This is a genomic window from Pseudoalteromonas rubra (assembly GCF_000238295.3).
GTDB classification, from domain to species: Bacteria; Pseudomonadota; Gammaproteobacteria; order Enterobacterales; family Alteromonadaceae; genus Pseudoalteromonas; species Pseudoalteromonas rubra.
Genome location: NZ_AHCD03000020.1, coordinates 258,917 through 277,572, shown reverse-complemented (window position 1 = coordinate 277,572; position 18,656 = coordinate 258,917). Strand labels below are relative to the sequence as shown.

General features: G+C 48.5%; 16 protein-coding genes. 8 read left to right on the top strand and 8 right to left on the bottom strand.

From position 1 onward, the window contains the following. Positions 1–2 precede the first annotated feature (2 nt). The gene (mutS, locus tag PRUB_RS01345) at positions 3–2,588 is read left to right on the top strand and encodes a DNA mismatch repair protein MutS (protein WP_010383221.1); all 2,586 of its coding nucleotides are present in this window, start codon (positions 3–5) and stop codon (positions 2,586–2,588) included. A 41-nt stretch (positions 2,589–2,629) separates the two neighbouring features. On the opposite strand, the gene PRUB_RS01340 is transcribed toward mutS, so the two are convergent. After that, positions 2,630–3,886, bottom strand: coding sequence for an outer membrane protein transport protein (locus PRUB_RS01340; protein WP_021032863.1), 1,257 nt, complete (start codon positions 3,884–3,886; stop codon positions 2,630–2,632). A 293-nt stretch (positions 3,887–4,179) separates the two neighbouring features. Here PRUB_RS01340 and PRUB_RS01335 point away from each other — a divergent pair, with 293 nt between their 5' ends. After that, a complete protein-coding gene (locus PRUB_RS01335) occupies positions 4,180–4,491 on the top strand; it encodes a hypothetical protein (protein WP_010383225.1) in 312 nt (103 codons plus the stop codon). On the opposite strand, the gene PRUB_RS01330 is transcribed toward PRUB_RS01335, so the two are convergent. From PRUB_RS01330 to ftsY, 7 genes are all read right to left on the bottom strand, one after another. After that, the gene (locus PRUB_RS01330; protein WP_040645119.1) at positions 4,451–5,704 is read right to left on the bottom strand and encodes a cyclic di-GMP phosphodiesterase; all 1,254 of its coding nucleotides are present in this window, start codon (positions 5,702–5,704) and stop codon (positions 4,451–4,453) included. The two genes, PRUB_RS01335 and PRUB_RS01330, sit on opposite strands and share 41 nt — an antisense overlap. Positions 5,705–5,870: 166 nt before the next feature. Further along, positions 5,871–6,206, bottom strand: coding sequence for a ribonuclease E inhibitor RraB (rraB, locus tag PRUB_RS01325; protein WP_010383227.1), 336 nt, complete (start codon positions 6,204–6,206; stop codon positions 5,871–5,873). Next, complete coding sequence (locus PRUB_RS01320) at positions 6,181–6,918, bottom strand: 1-acylglycerol-3-phosphate O-acyltransferase (RefSeq protein WP_010383228.1); 738 nt, start codon at positions 6,916–6,918, stop codon at positions 6,181–6,183. The genes rraB and PRUB_RS01320 overlap by 26 nt, the downstream gene beginning before the upstream one ends. A gap of 135 nt (positions 6,919–7,053) precedes the next feature. Next, entirely contained in the window at positions 7,054–7,917 is an 864-nt protein-coding gene (gene rpoH, locus PRUB_RS01315) for an RNA polymerase sigma factor RpoH (RefSeq protein ID WP_010383230.1), read from the bottom strand. Between the two features lie 313 nt (positions 7,918–8,230). After that, positions 8,231–9,217 carry a permease-like cell division protein FtsX gene (gene ftsX / locus PRUB_RS01310; RefSeq protein ID WP_010383232.1) on the bottom strand — a complete coding sequence of 329 codons (987 nt, stop codon included), beginning with the start codon at positions 9,215–9,217 and terminating at the stop codon, positions 8,231–8,233. After that, positions 9,214–9,906, bottom strand: coding sequence for a cell division ATP-binding protein FtsE (gene ftsE, locus PRUB_RS01305; RefSeq protein ID WP_010383235.1), 693 nt, complete (start codon positions 9,904–9,906; stop codon positions 9,214–9,216). The genes ftsX and ftsE overlap by 4 nt, the downstream gene beginning before the upstream one ends. Positions 9,907–9,987: 81 nt before the next feature. Continuing rightward, on the bottom strand, positions 9,988–12,078 hold the full coding sequence (gene ftsY / locus PRUB_RS01300; RefSeq protein WP_010383237.1) for a signal recognition particle-docking protein FtsY: 2,091 nt from the start codon (positions 12,076–12,078) through the stop codon (positions 9,988–9,990). Positions 12,079–12,366: 288 nt separating this feature from the next. On the opposite strand from ftsY, the gene rsmD reads away from it, so the two are divergent. The 6 genes from rsmD (at position 12,367) to prmA (ending at position 18,596) form a co-directional block, all read left to right on the top strand. After that, a complete protein-coding gene (gene rsmD / locus PRUB_RS01295) occupies positions 12,367–12,945 on the top strand; it encodes a 16S rRNA (guanine(966)-N(2))-methyltransferase RsmD (protein WP_010383239.1) in 579 nt (192 codons plus the stop codon). A 228-nt stretch (positions 12,946–13,173) separates the two neighbouring features. Further along, positions 13,174–13,389, top strand: a complete 216-nt coding sequence (gene rpsU, locus PRUB_RS01290) for a 30S ribosomal protein S21 (RefSeq protein ID WP_010362466.1) — start codon at positions 13,174–13,176, stop codon at positions 13,387–13,389. A gap of 18 nt (positions 13,390–13,407) precedes the next feature. Beyond that, entirely contained in the window at positions 13,408–13,854 is a 447-nt protein-coding gene (locus PRUB_RS01285; RefSeq protein WP_010383241.1) for a GatB/YqeY domain-containing protein, read from the top strand. Between the two features lie 73 nt (positions 13,855–13,927). Then, positions 13,928–15,682, top strand: a complete 1,755-nt coding sequence (gene dnaG / locus PRUB_RS01280; protein ID WP_010383243.1) for a DNA primase — start codon at positions 13,928–13,930, stop codon at positions 15,680–15,682. Positions 15,683–15,788: 106 nt separating this feature from the next. After that, positions 15,789–17,633 (top strand): RNA polymerase sigma factor RpoD, encoded by a 1,845-nt coding sequence (gene rpoD / locus PRUB_RS01275; RefSeq protein WP_010383245.1) that lies wholly within the window; start codon positions 15,789–15,791, stop codon positions 17,631–17,633. Positions 17,634–17,723: 90 nt separating this feature from the next. Further along, a complete protein-coding gene (gene prmA, locus PRUB_RS01270) occupies positions 17,724–18,596 on the top strand; it encodes a 50S ribosomal protein L11 methyltransferase (RefSeq protein WP_010383246.1) in 873 nt (290 codons plus the stop codon). Positions 18,597–18,656 lie beyond the last annotated feature (60 nt).

Sequence of the window (18,656 nt, the reverse complement as noted above, 5' to 3'; positions counted from 1 at the left end):
TAATGTCGTTAGATCTTTATTCCGAACATACTATAAAACAACAAACCCCTATGATGCAGCAGTATCTTAGGATCAAAGCACAACACCCTGATATTCTGCTGTTTTATCGTATGGGTGATTTCTATGAGTTGTTCTTTGATGACGCCATTCGCGCTGCGCAGTTACTGGATATTTCACAGACGCACCGGGGTAAGGCTGGCGGTGCGCCAATTCCAATGGCAGGTGTCCCTTATCACGCAGTTGAGAATTACCTGGCCCGCCTGGTTCAGATGGGCGAGTCCGTTGCTATCTGTGAGCAGGTCGGCGATCCGGCCACCAGTAAAGGACCCGTTGAACGTAAAGTCGTACGCATCGTCACACCAGGTACAGTGACTGATGAAGCGCTGTTACAGGAGCGTCAGGACAACCTACTCGCCGCCTTATGGCAGGAAAAGCAACACTATGGCGTCGCCTATTTAGACATTAACTCGGGGCGCTTTAACATCGTCGAGTTAGCCACTGATGAAGCACTCACATCAACACTGCAAAGATTGCAGCCGGCAGAGCTGCTCTACCCCGAGTCATTCAGTAACTTGCTGGTACTCGAGCAAGTAAAAGGCGCCAGACGACGCCCGGATTGGGAGTTTGATCTGGATACGGCTACTCATTTGCTTTGCCAGCAATTTGGCACACAAGACCTGATAGGGTTTGGCGTCGCAGACGCCAGGGCAGGATTAATCGCTGCGGGCTGTGTCATGCAATACGTAAAAGACACGCAGCGCACCGCACTGCCTCATATCCGTGCCATTACTCTGGAAAAAAACGAACACGCCGTCATTCTGGATGCAGCCACCCGTAAAAACCTTGAACTGACCGTGAATCTGTCTGGCAGTATCGAAAACACCCTGGCACAAGTGCTGGATAAAACCGCCACACCAATGGGCTCTCGATTACTAAAACGTCGTATTCACACACCAGTGCGCAACCGTGATGAGCTCAACGCACGGCTCAATGCCATTGCCAGCTTAATTGAGTCACAGCTCAATATTGAGGTCTATGACGGTCTGCGCCAGATCGGCGATATTGAACGTGTGGTCGCACGCCTGGCGTTATGTAATGCCCGACCCAGAGATTTGACGCGACTGCGCAATGCATTGCAGGCACTTCCCCCATTGCATCAACTTTTGGGAGAAAGCAGCGATCCGAGGTTACAGCAGATCCGCGCACAGTCTCCGACTTTGCCAAAACTCCAGGATTTACTGGAACGCGCCATCATTGATAATCCGCCAGTGCTGATCCGCGACGGCGGCGTCATTGCACCGGGTTACAACGCAGAGCTGGATGAATGGCGAGCCCTCAGTGAGGGCGCAACTGATGTGCTGGACCAACTGGAAGAACGTGAGCGTGAGCGCACCGGGATCAGCACACTCAAAATTGGCTACAACAAAGTGCATGGTTTTTATATTGAGATCAGCAAAGCTAACTCACACCTGGCACCGCCCGAATATATTCGCCGCCAGACGCTGAAAAACAATGAGCGCTATATCATTCCTGAACTCAAAGAGCATGAAGACAAGGTGCTGGGTAGCCAAAGCAAGGCGCTGGCGCTCGAGAAACAACTGTACGAAGAGCTCTTCACGTTGATCGCGCCCTACATCGAGCAACTACAAACCATGTCGGCGGCGCTGGCTGATCTTGACGTACTCAATACGCTGGCAGAACGCGCACAAACGCTGGATTACTGTCAACCTGAGCTGAGTAATGGCGATGAGATCCACATTGAAGCGGGTCGTCACCCGGTGGTTGAGCAGGTCAGCAAAGAACCTTTTATTGCTAACCCGGTTCACCTCAATGCTGATCGCAAGATGTTGATCATTACGGGTCCCAATATGGGCGGTAAATCGACCTATATGCGCCAAACGGCTTTGATAGTGCTGATGGCACACATTGGTAGTTATGTGCCCGCCAGTGCTGCGCAAATAGGCAAAGTCGATCGCATTTTTACGCGGATTGGTGCCAGTGACGACCTGGCTTCCGGACGCTCAACCTTTATGGTCGAAATGACAGAAACAGCCACCATACTCAACAATGCGACGGCCCAATCTCTAGTCTTGATGGACGAAATTGGTCGAGGCACCAGTACCTATGATGGTTTGTCGCTAGCTTATGCCACTGCCGATTATCTGGCAGGTAAAATTGCCGCCAAGACCCTGTTCGCCACTCATTACTTCGAACTGACCGAGCTGGCAGAGCAACAATCAGGCCTGGTCAATGTGCATCTGGATGCCATTGAACACAATGATACCATTGCCTTTAAACATACTGTGATGGAAGGGGCCGCCAGCAAGAGCTTTGGTTTACAAGTCGCCGGACTCGCAGGAGTACCCAAAGCGGTATTGGCCATGGCAAAGCGCAAGCTGGCATTGCTGGAGCAACACCAGAGTGTGGTCGAAAGCCCGCAGACAGTGCCGGCCTCCCAAATGCAGCAAACTCTGCCTTTGGTCAGTGAACCGTCTGAAGTCGAACAAATGCTTGCAGAGCTTGACCCGGACGAGCTCTCGCCTCGTGCAGCACACGACCTGCTCTATCAGTTAAAAGCACTCCTTTAAGCAAAAAAAAGCGGCTCTCAAGCCGCTTTTTTCTATTCAAGTTAGAAGCTATGGTTGTACTGAATGCCCACAACCGTGGCATGACCTTTAGATTTAAAGCCCCACTCGCTACCCAGGCTGTCTTTCTCAACAAAGGTCTGAGTTTTACCACGCAGGATACTCAAGCCAAAATCCACACTGGCAGTCTCACTCAGCTGATACTCTGCACCAAGCGAGTACCAGGTCCGGTCAGTATCTGGGATTGAGATAGACATGTGTGACTCATTGGCAGGCGAGCTGTCATACGCCAGACCTGCGCGCAATTTCAAAACGGCATTCCACTGGTAATCTCCCCCAACAGAGAAGCGTAATGAGTTATCAAACAGCTCCTTTTTATTGAATACCGGCTTCCCCGCAACCTGAGCTTCAAGCTCCTGGAAGCTATTCCAGCCCGTCCAGAGTACACTGTAGTGCAAAGTCATTGGTTCAGTCAGTTTATGTGTTCCTGAGATTTCGGCCATTGCAGGTAAGGTCAGCTCAAGTGTGCCAGGCAACGCGACGCCATTGGTACCGCCAAATGATGCTGGCAACTGGTTGCTGAAATGGCCATCAAAGGTAATGTCCGTTTCACTGCGGTAGTGAAAACCAAGCCGATTGTCTTCATCAATCTGATAACTCAAACCCAGGTTCCAGCCATAACCACTGTCATCACCTTCCAGATTAACCACCTCTGTGCTGGCAGGCGCTTGTAGAGGGTTAGCACCCAAATGACGGATCACTTTGGCATCGGCATAGACATGGTTCAGACCCAATGCCAGTGTCCATTGTGGATCAATTTCATAGGCCACAGAGACACCGGTATTGATGGTCACAATTTCAGTATCACCTGCTAACTGACCCGCAGCGTAATCCTTATCAAACTCAGTGGCCAAGCCAAATTGGGAGTACATACCTGCACCAACAGACCACTGGTCATTGAGGCGTGCTGTCATGAACACGGCTGGTACCACGGCACTGGGGGCAATGCTGTCATCATCAAGCAAGTTCGCCGGCAAACCATTATTGGTTGATATGCCTTGCAAGCTTACATCCGGTTCTACATACATGGCCGCAGCACTCACCTGGATCCCTTGAAACTGACTCATTAATGCCGGGTTGCGTGCAACAACGGATGCATCATCTGCAGCGCTTGCTTCACCGGCGTAAGCACGACCTAATCCAGAAACGTTCTGTTCCGCCAACTGAAATGCAGCGGCCAGTGACTGTGAAGACACCACCATCAAACCTGTCGCCATTAATGCGCGTAGTACTGTGTTCATTCTCAACCTCAAATGTTATTCACAAGAATAAAAAATTGCTCACACAGTACAGAAAAGAAAAGCAAAAATCCGCAACTTAAGTACTTTTAGCAACTCAATCGAACAACTTTAAAGCAGATTAAGCAAGTTATTTACAGATCAGATCAGATGAAGAGCAATTACTCTAACCTCAACTTTACACACCCAAATGATATTAATTCTCATTACTATTGAGTCGAGATACTGATTCGCATATACTCTTAGCCACATTCACCGCCTTGCGATATTGAGGCACTTGTAGGGAGATTAGGTCTATGCTGGCAGTATTGATGATCGGTGCACTGACATTCTGTGGACTTAGCGTATTCAGCCTGTGCAAAGCTAACTACTGCGCTTGCAAGCGGGCCGGGCAATGCGACAACCCACTCAACCATTACTGGCTGGCTGCGATACTGAGCGCCCTGCTGGCTTTGGTATGCAGCTGCCTGGCATTACATACCGAAAAAGGCACGTTAGTGTGGATCCTGATGATGGCCAGCTGCCTGGCCGGCGCTTTGCTATCTGCGCAATGGCAGAAACGCAAACTTAAGCAAGCAGATGATCTTTTAACAGACGGGATAAATTGATCTGATAGTCCAGTGGCCGGACGGTAGAAGCGATTTTGATTTTGTCCTGCTCATTTAAATCAATGTCTTTGGCCGTGATATGGTGCATATGCTTGGTGTTGTAGAACACCCGCACTTTGGGTGCTGTTGGCGCCCCCCGATTCCCCTCTAAAACTAATGCCAGACGCTCATTACTGAGTTTCACTATGGTGCCCACAGGGTGCACACCAATGCATTTGATAAAGTGCTGTACCAGTACAGGGTCAAACTGAGCCTTATTAGCCAGCAAATATCGTAGCGCAACCAAAGGCTCATCGCCATCACGATGAGGACGCTCCGCAGTCATTCCCTCGTACACATCCACAATCGCCATGATACGCGCAGCTTTACTGATCTGCATGCCCTGTAAGCGACGCGGGTAACCGCTGCCATCGAGGCGCTCATGATGGCTGACTATCATATCCAGCATCAAAGGCGTGATCCCTGGCGCACCGCGCGTCAGTCCCAATGACTGCGCAACATGGCGTTGCATGGTTTTCATTTCTAATTTATTAAGGGGGCCACTTTTGTCGATGATGCCCTGAGGTATTTTGGTATGCCCAACATCATGTAGCATGGCACCAATGGCCATTTGTTCAATCACCTTTTTACCCAGGCCAAGATACTTTGCAAACACAGTCACTAAAATCGCACAGTTGATCATATGACGCCAATTAAAGCCTTCTTTGTCCTTAATCCGCGTTAAAATCGCCATCGCATTGGTGTTTCTCAGTACCGAGCCCACTATTTCCTGACTGATGTCGTTAATCAACGTCATATCGACTTGCATGCCCGCTGTCAGATTGCCATACAGCATTTGTAATTGTTTATTGTGCTGTTCAAATTGCCTGGCTGCATTCGCAAATTCTTCTTCCAGGCTGATGACTTTTTCTTTAGTGGGAGCAGATTTGGTGGTTCTATCTGATTTTTGCTGTGCCGTCTGCTTTTTTGACTCAGCCTCAGCCGCATCCGGTTTTTCCTGGGGTTGCTGGTATTTTTCGGGAATCGGAATGTCGCTTTGAGCAAAGTCGATATTCAGCTCAACCACCCCATTGGCAACCAGACGAGCAATGATAGCGTCATCCCGAACCATACCCCGAGATTTAATCTTAACTTCAGCACCTGACTTTTGTTTATGAACGCTGTCCACAAACATGCCGGGTTTTAACTCTTCAATAGGGAGGGTGACTCGCATATCGCTCGCATGAGGCCTGACGGCAGTGTAAATTGCATTAATATGCATAGGCTAGACTTAATTGTCTAGTCATTGTAGCGAGTTTAATAGAAAAGGATGAGGTATTATGAACAAAAGTGTCAGATCAGGGCTGCTTTGGCACCTGACCTGAAGTTACAACGCGGGATTACTCCTGAAAATAGGTACCCCAACCATCGTACTCAACACCACAGTGTGTGGCAATTTCAACCAGCTTAGTGACATCTTCCATAATCACTGCTGCATCCAGCTCAGCTTCAACGACAACATCAAAACCCCAGATTTTACTGCCATCTTCCAGCTCAAGCTCTGCCGGATCTTCAACATCATACCCAAGTTTAAATGCAGCCAGCGCTGCCTGTTCCAGCTTTTCAAATTCTTCGCTGACAAAATGATGTTCTACCTCATACAAGGTATCCGGGTTTGACCCATCTTCTAACAACGAATCAACGATGTCTTCACTGATCTCTTGCCAATTTTCCACTTGCTGCTCTCACTTTTTCGTCTAACTGTGCAATATGTGCTGCCATTTTAGCATGGATCTGTTTGGCATGCTCACGTGCGGGTATGTCTTTGTCCAGGCTGATTGGTGCCAGAACATCAATGTACACTGTGCCGTTATCCCAACGGTTAAGCTTAATCTGACCAGCCGTACTGTTCATACAAACCGGCACAACAGGCACATCAGCACTCAGGGCAGTATGAAACGCACCAGTTTTAAACGGCAGTAAGCCTCTGCCGTAGCTGCGCGTTCCTTCCGGAAACATCCACAATGACATCCCTCGTTGCTTAATTTTTGCAATGGATTTGTCCAGCGTGTTCACCGCTTTTGTGCGATTCGCCCTGTCGATCAGAATGTTGCCAGATAACCAGTACAACTGACCAAAAAAAGGCACCCACTTCAGGCTTTTCTTGCCCATACTCACTGTGTTGTGCGGCACCACAGCAGGTAAGGTAAATAAATCATAGTTATTCTGGTGATTAGCAATATACATTGCGGGACCCAGATCTTTCGCACCAGGATCAATTGAGATCTCGAGCTTAACCCCGATCACACGCGACATCTTGCCAAACCAGGACGCAACCACATGCACGTTATTAGCATGGAAAGGGCGGATCAGGCTCAATGTCAGGCCAGCCAGACAACTGAGGATGATAAACAGCGCCATTGCCAGGATTCGAACTACAGCTAACAAAATAGAGACTCCTATTATCAAGTCGGCGCATTATAATCAAATAGGCTTACACTTGTAAGCTCAATTTTGTTTCAGCCATAAAAAATGCCGCTAACTTGAGCGGCACTTTCAATTTTATTCAGGGAGCTTAAGCAATTAGCTCATTGCAGCCTGTAACTTTTTCATTGCAGATTTTTCCAGCTGACGAACGCGTTCCGCTGAAACCTGATATTTATCTGCCAAATCTTGTAACGTCGCTTTATCTTCAGACAGCCAACGTGCGGCCACAATGTCCTGAGAACGTTCATCCAGCGTCTTCATTGCTGCGATAAGACGGTTTTGAGATTGCTCCTGCCACTGTTCTTCTTCAATGACCTCTGCAACATCACTGCTTGCATCTGTCAGGTACTGGACCGGTGAAAAACTGCTGCTCGGACTGTTATCATCATCATCTGCAGTTAAGTCGAAACCCATGTCCTGGCCGCTCATGCGCGATTCCATTTCACGTACTTCTTTTTCACTGACACCCAGTTCATTTGCAACTGTGGTGATCTCTTCCTGATTAAACCAACCCAGGCGCTTCTTATTTTTACGCAGGTTGAAGAATAGTTTGCGTTGCGCTTTAGTGGTGGCAACCTTAACAATACGCCAGTTCTTTAATACGTATTCATGAATTTCGGCTTTGATCCAGTGTACAGCAAACGACACCAGACGCACACCAACTGTCGGATCAAAGCGCTTCACCGCTTTCATCAGACCAATATTGCCTTCCTGGATTAAGTCTGCCTGTGGCAAGCCATAACCAGAGTAGCTTTTAGCAATATGGGCGACAAATCTCAAATGAGAGATAATGAGCTGCTTAGCTGCGTGCAAATCCCCATCCTCATGCAGGCGGGTTGCCAACGCTTTTTCCTGCTCAGCGTCCAGCATCGGGATAGAACTGACCGATTGTAGGTAGCCTTCTATACTCGCGCTTTGTTGCCCAGCGGTCAGTGCCATCGCATAAATGTCTTTACTCATTTTTCACCTCAGTGATAATTCGTTTTGCCAATTTTAGCACTCTTTACCTTAGAGTGCTAAATGCAATCTACTACTTTTCAACCTTAAAGATCAAGCTTTTTATTATTACACTTTAATTAATAATTAAGCCATTGATTTTAAACGGGTATTTTAGGCTTCAGAAAAGCACTTATGGTAAGCGGATGTTCAGATAATGCCAGCTGCAATATCTGACAGTGCTAATTTGGAAGAGTTAGAGTGCTAATCTATCCTAACAGAGTGCTAAAGTATTTATCAGTTAGCACTCTCTTGGCCATTACAACTGAGCGCAGTTTTACACCTTGTCTGGCTCGATGTCTTTGATGTACTTTCTTACCGATAAAAAAGACCCGATAAAGCCCAACGCCACAGCCAGCAATAACAGGCACAGCAACTCTGATCCAGATAACCCCTGTAGTACAAAGTTACTTTGATACACACCCACCACCAGGGCAACGGCTGACTCAAGCCACCACAGCATCAACATGACACAAATAAAGGCGATCAAGCCGCCAATGATCCCATACCAGATCCCGGTCCATAAAAACGGCGTATGAATAAATGTGTTGGTCGCACCAACAAGCTTGAGTACCTGGATCTCTTCTTTCTTATCCATAATAGACAAGCGAATGGTGTTACCAATGATAAGGACTACAGCACTGAGCAACAGTAAGCCGATGGTGATCACGCTTTCTTTAAGCAAGCTAAGTAAGGCATTGAGGCGCTCAAGCCATTCAATATCTAACTTACCAAACTCAATTTCTCTTTCCTGCTCCAGTTTATTTAGCAGAGCATTAGCAGCTTGTGCACTGCGGTGACGAACCGTCGGTGTCACCAGAACGACGCTGGGCAACGGGTTTTCTTCGAGATAATCCAGTGCCTGGCCAAACCCGGAGATGGATTTGAACTCTTCCAGCGCGTTGTCTTTGCCAATGAAACTAACGGTGTCAATTTCAGGGTAAAGTGCCAGCCGCTTTACCAAAGTCTGTGTTGCCTGCTCACTGACACTGTCTTTGACAAACAAAGAGATCTCAGCCGCTTCCTGAAAGCCGCTACTGACTTTCTGCACATTCTTAACCACCACATACAGGGTGGTTGGTAACGTCAGACTCAGACCCAGCACCAAAATGGTCATCATCGACGCCAAAGGGGTACGCCACATTTCACCTAAACTATGCACACCCTGACGCAATATCGTAATAATGAAGAAGTAACACTTCAGGATCACCGATTTGCTTTGTTTGTCGTTTTGCGTGCCGCGACCTTTGAATAATAAGCTCATAGCGCGTCTCCTGGCAGCGACGTGCCCAGCAGAGGATCCTGAATTAAACGGCCATGATCCAGTGTCAGACTACGGTATTTCATCCGCGCAATCAGGCCAAGGTCGTGTGTGGCAATCAGTACCGACGTGCCATGGCGGTTAAAGTCCTCAAACAACTTGAGAATTTCCATTGATAATTCCGGATCCAGGTTACCGGTCGGCTCATCTGCCAATAATAAGGGGGGCGAATTCACAATTGCACGGGCGATCCCCACACGTTGCTGTTCACCTCCAGACAAAGTGCTCGGCTGACACTTTACTTTGTCTAGCAGGCCGACCTTATCGAGTGCCGCATGTACCCGTTTGGTCATATGATTATGATGGGTGCCCTCAATGACCAATGGCAGTGCCACATTGTCGAAGACATTATAGCGCTCCAGCAGGCGGTGATTTTGAAAAATAATGCCAATGTCGCGACGAATATACGGCACCTGGCTATTTTTAATTTGATTCAGATCGACACCATTGATGGCAACACGCCCGGCTGAGGGGCGTTCCATCAGGCTGATCAACTTCAGCAGGGTACTCTTACCCGCACCACTGTGACCAGTCAGAAACGCCAGCTCACCTTTAGTGAGCTCAAAACTGACCTTTTCCAGCGCCCGGTGTCCACCGGGGTAGGTTTTACTGACTTGCTCAAACTTGATCATTGCCTGCCCTGCTCTTGTTATACTGCTTCCGCTTTACCTGATCCCGACATGCAGGATCAGAGCAGCACCTGACTGTCAGTCTTAATTATCCTGACTGAAAAGTGCTTCGATAAAGTCATCGCTCTTAAAGGTTCTCAGATCGTCAATACTTTCACCTACACCAATATAGCGGATAGGCATCTTGAATTGATCTGCAACCGCAAAGATCACCCCACCCTTGGCGGTACCATCCAGCTTAGTCAGGGTAATGCCAGTCAGACCCACGGCCTGATCAAATAGTTTCACCTGACTAATCGCATTTTGGCCAGTGCCCGCATCTATAGTAAGCATCACTTCGTGTGGTGCATCCGGATCCAATTTCTTCATAACCCGCGCAATTTTTTCAAGCTCCTGCATCAGGTTATCTTTATTCTGCAATCGACCGGCCGTATCTGCTATTAATACGTCAACATCACGTGCCTGTGCAGCCTGGAAGGCATCGAATACAACCGATGCACTGTCTGCACCAGTATGCTGCGCAATAACAGGAATATCGTTACGCTCACCCCACACTTGCAGCTGCTCTACCGCTGCTGCCCGGAAAGTATCACCGGCGGCCAGCATCACTGACTTACCCTGAGCCTGGAACTGCTTCGCCATTTTGCCGATTGTGGTGGTCTTACCAACCCCATTCACACCCACCATCAAAATCACAAATGGTTTTTTATTGGCCGGGATCTCTAGCGGCTTTTCTGCATCCTTCAGAATATCTGCCATTTCCTGTTTCATCAGATCATATAGCGCTTCGCCATCTTTGAGCTGCTTACGGTCCGCTGCATCAGTCAGGTTATCTATCAGCTTCATGGTTGTCTCAACACCAATGTCAGCCGTCAATAACTGTGTTTCCAGATCTTCGAATAGCTCATCGTCGATCTTTTTGCCCCGGAAAATATTGGCAAAGCCGGAACCAATGTTGGTCTTAGTTTTCAGCAAGCCCTGCTTCAGACGAGCAAAAAAACCTTTCTTCTTCGGTTTTTCTTGTTCCTGCGCCTGACGCTCAGCTTCTTCACGCTCTGCCTGCTCTTTGGCTAAACGCGCAGCTTCTTCATGCTCTGCCTGTTCCTTGGCTAAACGCTCGGCTTCTTCGCGCTCTGCCTGTTTTTTAGCTAAACGCTCGGCTTCTTCGCGCTCTGCCTGCTCTTTAGCTAAACGCGCAGCTTCTTCACGCTCTGCCTGTTCTTTGGCTAAACGCTCGGCTTCTTCGCGCTCAGCCTGTTCTTTGGCTAAACGCGCTGCTTCTTCACGCTCTGCCTGTTCTTTGGCTAAACGCGCTGCTTCTTCACGCTCTGCCTGCTCTTTGGCTAAACGCTCAGCTTCTTCACGCTCGGCCTGTTCTTTGGCTAAACGCTCGGCTTCTTCGCGCTCAGCCTGTTCTTTGGCTAAACGCGCTGCTTCTTCACGCTCTGCCTGTTCTTTGGCTAAACGCGCTGCTTCTTCACGCTCAGCCTGTTCTTTGGCTAAACGCGCGGCTTCTTCACGCTCTGCCTGTTCTTTGGCTAAACGCTCGGCTTCTTCTCGCTCTGCCTGTTCTTTGGCTAAACGCGCTGCTTCTTCTCGTTCCGCCTGCTCTTTAGCAAGACGCTCGGCTTCGTCACGCTCGGCCTGCTCTTTAGCTGAACGCTCGGCTTCGTCACGCTCTGCCTGCTCTTTAGCTAAACGCGCTGCTTCTTCGCGCTCTGCCTGCTCTTTAGCAAGGCGCTCGGCTTCGTCACGCTCTGCCTGTTCTTTAGCAAGACGCTCTGCTGCTTCACGCTCTGCCTGTTCTTTAGCAAGACGCTCGGCTGCTTCGCGCTCTGCCTGCTCTTTAGCAAGACGCTCGGCTTCTTCGCGCTCTGCCTGCTCTTTGGCAAGACGCTCAGATTCTTCGCGCTCTGCCTGCTCTTTGGCAAGACGCTCAGATTCTTCACGCGCTGCCTGCTCGTTAGCTAAACGCTCGGCTTCTTCACGCTCTGCCTGCTCTTTAGCTAAACGCTCGGCTTCTTCTCGCGCTGCCTGCTCTTCGGCCAAGCGAGCGGCTTCTTCTCGCGCTGCCTGCTCTTCGGCCAAGCGAGCGGCTTCTCGTTCAGCTTCTTGCTGCTTTTTATCTGACTTTCCAAATCCTAACCAGGATAGAATTTTGCTCTTTTTACCCATAACTCGCTAAATACCGTTTTAGTGTGCAATCAAATTAGTGAGAACTTGTTTGCGCAGATACTCCAAATGCACTGGCCGCGCTCTGTAGGAAAACCTGACAGGCCATGCAAATGGCTGATAACAAGCTCTATCATTACTGGAGCGACAGTGTAACATGTTCCAATAGGATGAAAAATCACAGCTTAGTGATATCTGCCTGATAAACACACTGCGTCACAATAAACCTTGCTATCCACCTCCCCCGATGCGGTATACTGACCGCTATCTTTTGCGCGTAGTTGGTAAAAAATGAGAAAGCAGCAGTCAAAAAAGCCGGTGTCAGGGCATATCCGATTGATCAGTGGGCGATTTCGAGGCAGAAAACTGCCCGTTAAAGACGTTGAAGGACTCAGACCAACCACCGACCGAGTCAAAGAAACCGTGTTTAACTGGCTGATGCAGGATGTCAGAGATGCCAAAGTACTCGACTGTTTTGCGGGCTCTGGTAGCCTGGGCTTTGAGGCTTTGTCACGGTTTGCGCACAGCGCCACCTTCTTCGAATTTGATAAGCAGGTTGCACAACAGCTGCAACAAAACGCCGATACGCTCAAGGTTGACAATGCCCGGGTCGAACAAGGCGATAGCCTGAATAAACTGGCGACCCCGGCAGCACAACCGTTTGACCTGGTATTTGTTGACCCACCATTCAGGCGCGACATGGTGCAATCCTGCTGTGCTTTGCTGGAGGCCAATCAGTGGCTAAGTGAAGATGCCCTCATTTATGTCGAATTTGAACGCGAGAGTACGCCCACATTTCCCGAGAACTGGACAATTTTGAAAGAAAAACAAGCCGGACAGGTTTGTTGCCGTCTCTACCAGCGCACTTAACCAATCCCGCATTTACACTAACTTGCTGAATTAATGGACAGTTTAGTATAAATGCTCACGTTGACCGTGGCTTCAGGCCTGTGGCATGACAGTTGCCGCAATTTTAACTATAATTTGGTCTTTACATGCGGTGATGCTTCGGCTTACAATACCGCACCATTTTTGAACCAATTGACCGTTTTTTGGTCGGTTAGAGCAAAGCTCACTAATTAGGTAGGTGAATTTTTAATGCCAGTAATTAAAGTAAGAGAGAACGAACCGTTTGACGTAGCACTTCGTCGTTTCAAGCGTTCATGTGAAAAAGCAGGTATCCTTTCAGAAGTTCGTCGTCGCGAGCACTATGAAAAGCCAACAGCTGAGCGTAAGCGTAAGAAAGCGGCTGCTGTTAAGCGTCACATGAAAAAGCTTTCTCGCGAAAACGCACGTCGCGTTAAATTATACTAATCGCTGCGAGTCTTGCATATGAGCCTGTTAGCTACGTTAAAAGACGCGCAAAAAGCGGCAATGAAAGCCAAAGACAAACCTCGTCTTACTGCTATTCGTGCTGCCCTTGCTGAAGTTAAGCAACGAGAAATCGACAACCAGACCACACTGGACGACGCAGGTATTACCTCCGTTTTAGTGAAACTGGTAAAACAACGCCGCGATTCTTATACTCAGTATAAAGACGCTGGCCGCGAAGATTTAGCGGACGTAGAAGCGGGTGAGATCATCGTGCTGGAGTCCTTCTTACCTCAACCTTTGAGCGAAGAAGAAATAGCAAGTTTGATCGAATCTGCAATCGCCGACACCGGCGCCGCTGGTATGCAGGATATGGGCAAAGTAATGGGCGTGATCAAAGCAAAAGCTGAAGGTCGTGCTGATATGGGCAAAGTTTCAGGTTTGATTAAACAGAAGCTTAGCGCATAAGCCCCGCATCAAGTATGATTATAAGTAAACCGAGCCTAGCGCTCGGTTTCTTCGTCTAAGCGATAGGGTAAAAATGGCAGGAAAAATCCCAAGACAATTTATCGACGACCTGTTGGCCAGAACCGACATCGTTGAATTAATCGATAACCGTATTGGTCTGAAAAAAGCCGGCAAAGATTATCAGGCCTGTTGCCCTTTTCATAACGAGAAAACCCCTTCTTTCACCGTCTCTCGTGATAAACAGTTTTATCATTGTTTTGGCTGTGGTGCTAACGGCAATGCCATTTCATTTTTAATGGAATACGACAAGCTCGAATTCGTCGATGCCATTGAAGAATTAGCGGGTCAGTTCAGCCTGGAAATCCCCAGGGAACAAGGCCTGGGCGGACCACAAAGAAGCTTTGAAGAGAAAAAGTCCGATTACGATCTGATGCAGCAAACTGCGCGTTACTATCAGCAGCAGCTTAATCAACATCAGAAATCAGCGGAGGTTAAAGCCTACGTCACTGGGCGTGGCCTGTCTCAGCAAACCATCGATAAATTTCAGATTGGCTTTGCACCGCCCGAGTGGGATCAACTTATTCGCACCCTGGCGCGTAACCAGGCACAACGCCAGCAACTGGTTGAGTTAAAACTCGCGACAGAGAAATCCCCGGGTCGCCAGTTCGACTTTTTCCGAGACCGGTTGATGTTCCCTATTCGTGATAAGCGTGGCAGAGTGATCGCCTTCGGTGGTCGTATTATGGGACAAGATCAGGGCCCTAAATACCTTAACTCACCGGAAACGCGGATCTTTCATAAGAGCTTTGAGTTATATGGTTTTTATGAAGCTAAACAAGCACATCGTCAGCTCGCACAGGTACTGATCGTTGAAGGCTATATGGACGTCGTCGCCCTCTCTGAATATGGCATCGACTATGCCGTAGCAGCATTGGGCACAGCAACCACAGCGGAACATATGCAGACTTTATTTCGTAACACAGATGAGGTCATTTGTTGCTATGATGGTGACAGGGCTGGTAAAGATGCTGCCTGGCGTGCGCTGGAGCATGCACTGCCCAACTTAAAGGATGGCAAGTCATTGCGCTTTGTCTTTCTGCCGGATGGTGAAGACCCCGATTCCTTGGTGCAAAAGGAAGGTAAAGATACATTTGAACAGCGCCTGTCTGAAGCACAAGACTACGGCAAAGTACTCTTTGCCCGACTGTCAGAACAATGTGATTTAACGACTGATGCCGGTAAAGCCAAGTTACTCAGTGAAGCGCTGCCATTAATAGAGAAAGTACCCAGTGAGTATTATCAGGAGTCTTTGCTGACGACTTTAGCGCGCCTGATCGGTCGTACCCGCGAGCAACTGAGTGCCAAGCTGGCGACACCGCGAAAACAGCATGCCATTGAACGTAAATTTAAAGTCACGCCAATGCGCAGAGCGATTGGTCTGTTGCTACAGCATCCAAGTCTGGCGTCTGTTGTCGAACATTTACCGGATCTGGCAGAACTCCCCTTACCCGGTATGCGCTTGTTCCTGACCTTACAAGCCACCTGTTTATCACGACCTGATTACACGACGGCACACATCCTTGAAGCTTTTAGGGACACGCCTGAATATTCAGCACTCAAAAAGCTGGCAACCTGGCAACATAACATTGATGAAGAAAAACTCATTGATGAATTTAAAAACACTTTTCAGTTTATTGAAGATCAGTGTTTAAATTTGCGCCTTGAGACCTTATTAATAAAAGACAAAACAGAAGGGTTAAACAGCGATGAACGACTGGAATGCGCGCTCCTGACTCAAGCGTTAGGTGCGCGAAGAACTGGTCAATAATAATTTTTGCTGTTATAATGTTCTATTCACTGCGTCAACCAAAATAGTGTGGTTTTTAGCTGACGCCCGTTGTAACAACTTTATCAGAGTGGAAGCAATAATCTCTATGGATCAATCTCCTCAGTCACAACTCAAACTTCTGATTCAGAAAGGTAAAGAGCAAGGTTACTTAACTTTTGCAGAAGTTAACGATCACCTTCCACAAGACATCATAGATTCGGATCAAGTAGAAGATATCATTAGCATGATCAATGATATGGGTATCCAGGTAGCAGAGTCTGCACCGGATGTCGACGAACTGATGATGCAGGAAACCACGACCGACGAGGATGCAGCCGAAGCAGCGGCTGCCGCATTGGCAACGGTAGAAAAAGAAATCGGCAGGACCACAGATCCAGTACGTATGTATATGCGTGAAATGGGCACGGTTGAACTGCTGACGCGTGAAGGCGAAATTCTCATCGCTAAACGCATTGAAGAAGGGATTAATCAGGTTCAGATCTCGGTTGCCGAGTATCCTGAAGCCATTACTTACTTACTGGAGCAATGGGACAAGTACGAAGCCGAGGAGATGCGCCTGAGCGACATTGTAACTGGTTTTTTTGACTCGTTGGAAGACGATGAAGCCCCCATTTCAGCAACGCACATCGGTTCAGAGCTGAGCGAAGAAGATCTCGACGATGAAGATGATGATGGCGATGAAGACGACGACGATTCGGAAGACGCTGATACTGGCCCGGATCCTGAAATTGCGCGCGAGCACTTCGAAGAATTAAGAACCCTGTACAACAATGCACGTAAGTGTTTTGAAGTAAAAGGCCGAGCGCACCCGGACTCACAAGCTGCGATCGCCGAAATTGGCGAGTTATTCCGTAAGTTCAAGCTGGTACCTAAGCAATTTGACCGCATGGTAAATAACATGCGTGATATGATGGATCGCGTTCGCGTACAAGAACGTATCATCATGAAGCAAGCTTGCCAGATAGCGAAACTGCCGAAGAAAACCTTCATCAAGCACTTCGCCAACAATGAAACCGATATGGCCTGGGTCGATGCAGAAATTGCCGCAGGTGACAAACATTCAGCTAAGCTGGCTCAAGTTAAGCCTGAGATTGAGCGCTGTGTGAATAAGCTGACGGCCATTGAAGAAAGCACAGGCCTGAGCATTGAACGTATCAAAGACATCAACCGTCGTATGAGCATTGGTGAAGCGAAAGCCCGTCGTGCGAAAAAAGAAATGGTTGAAGCCAACTTACGTCTTGTTATTTCAATTGCCAAGAAATACACCAACCGTGGTCTGCAATTCCTGGATCTGATCCAGGAAGGTAACATTGGTCTGATGAAAGCCGTTGATAAGTTTGAATACCGTCGTGGTTATAAGTTCTCTACTTATGCGACGTGGTGGATCCGTCAGGCAATCACCCGTTCTATTGCGGACCAGGCACGTACAATCCGTATTCCGGTACATATGATTGAAACGATCAACAAGTTGAATCGTATTTCGCGTCAGATGCTACAGGAAATGGGTCGTGAGCCGAGTCCGGAAGAGCTGGCAGAGCGCATGATGATGCCAGAAGACAAGATCCGCAAAGTGCTGAAAATTGCCAAAGAGCCAATCTCCATGGAAACCCCAATCGGTGATGATGAAGATTCGCATCTGGGTGATTTCATCGAAGACACCACGATTGAATCGCCGGTGGATTCAGCCACAATGGAAAGCCTGCGCGGCGCCACCAATGAGGTACTTGCAGGCCTGACAGCTCGTGAGGCAAAAGTACTGCGCATGCGTTTTGGTATCGACATGAATACCGACCATACGCTGGAAGAAGTTGGTAAGCAGTTTGACGTAACACGTGAACGTATTCGTCAGATTGAAGCCAAGGCGCTTCGAAAGCTGCGTCATCCATCACGCTCTGATTTACTGAAGAGCTTCCTGGATGTCAAAGGCTAAGCGCCCATTCAAAATCATTAAAGGCCGCATTTGCGGCCTTTTTAGTTTACTCACAGGTCTCAAGACCTGCTTTATCAATAGGTAACAACTATGGCTTGGATCCAGATCCGCATTGATGCCGACAAAACCAGCGCCGACCATTACAGCGATTTGCTTATGGAAATCGGCTGTCCATCTGTCACATATATCGACGGACAAAACAACCCCATATACGAGCCTAAGCCCGGTGAAGTGCTGCTGTGGCCACAAACCATCGTGATTGGTTTGTTTGAAGCAAGTCATGATATGCAAGCCGTTGTGGACTATTTAAAGACGGCCAGCGATGCGCCGCTAAAGTACAAACTGGAACAGCTGGAAGACAAAGATTGGGAACGAGAGTGGATGGACAACTTCCACCCGATCAAATTCGGAGAGCGTTTGTGGATCTGCCCCAGCTGGCGCGATATACCCGAGCCGGACGCCGTGAATGTCCTGCTTGACCCCGGACTGGCCTTTGGCACAGGGACCCATGCGACCACCGCACTATGCCTGAAGTGGCTGGAACAGCAAGACTTAAGCGGCAAAACCGTCGTCGACTTTGGCTGTGGCTCCGGGATCCTTGGGATCGCGGCGATCAAACTGGGTGCTGAACGCGTGATCGGCATCGATATCGATCCACAGGCACTGGTTGCCAGTCGCGATAATGCCAGCCGTAATGGCGTAGTCGAGCAGCTGGAAGTCTACCTCCCAGAGAACCAACCTGAGTTTTCTGCAGATATCGTGGTTGCAAATATCCTCGCTCAGCCTCTCAGAGAGCTTCACGAAGTGATCCTGGGTTTTCTTAAACCGGGCGGTGAAATTGCCATGTCGGGGATCCTGGAAGAGCAGGCGCAATCTGTTGCCGATGTCTATGCCCCTTTCCTTGCGCTGGATGCCATTGCTCAGGAAGGTGAATGGACCCGAGTAAGCGGAAAAAAAGGTTAGTGCCCTATCACGCGTAAAGCCCTTAGTTAACAGGCTTTACGCATTTTTTACAGCGTCATC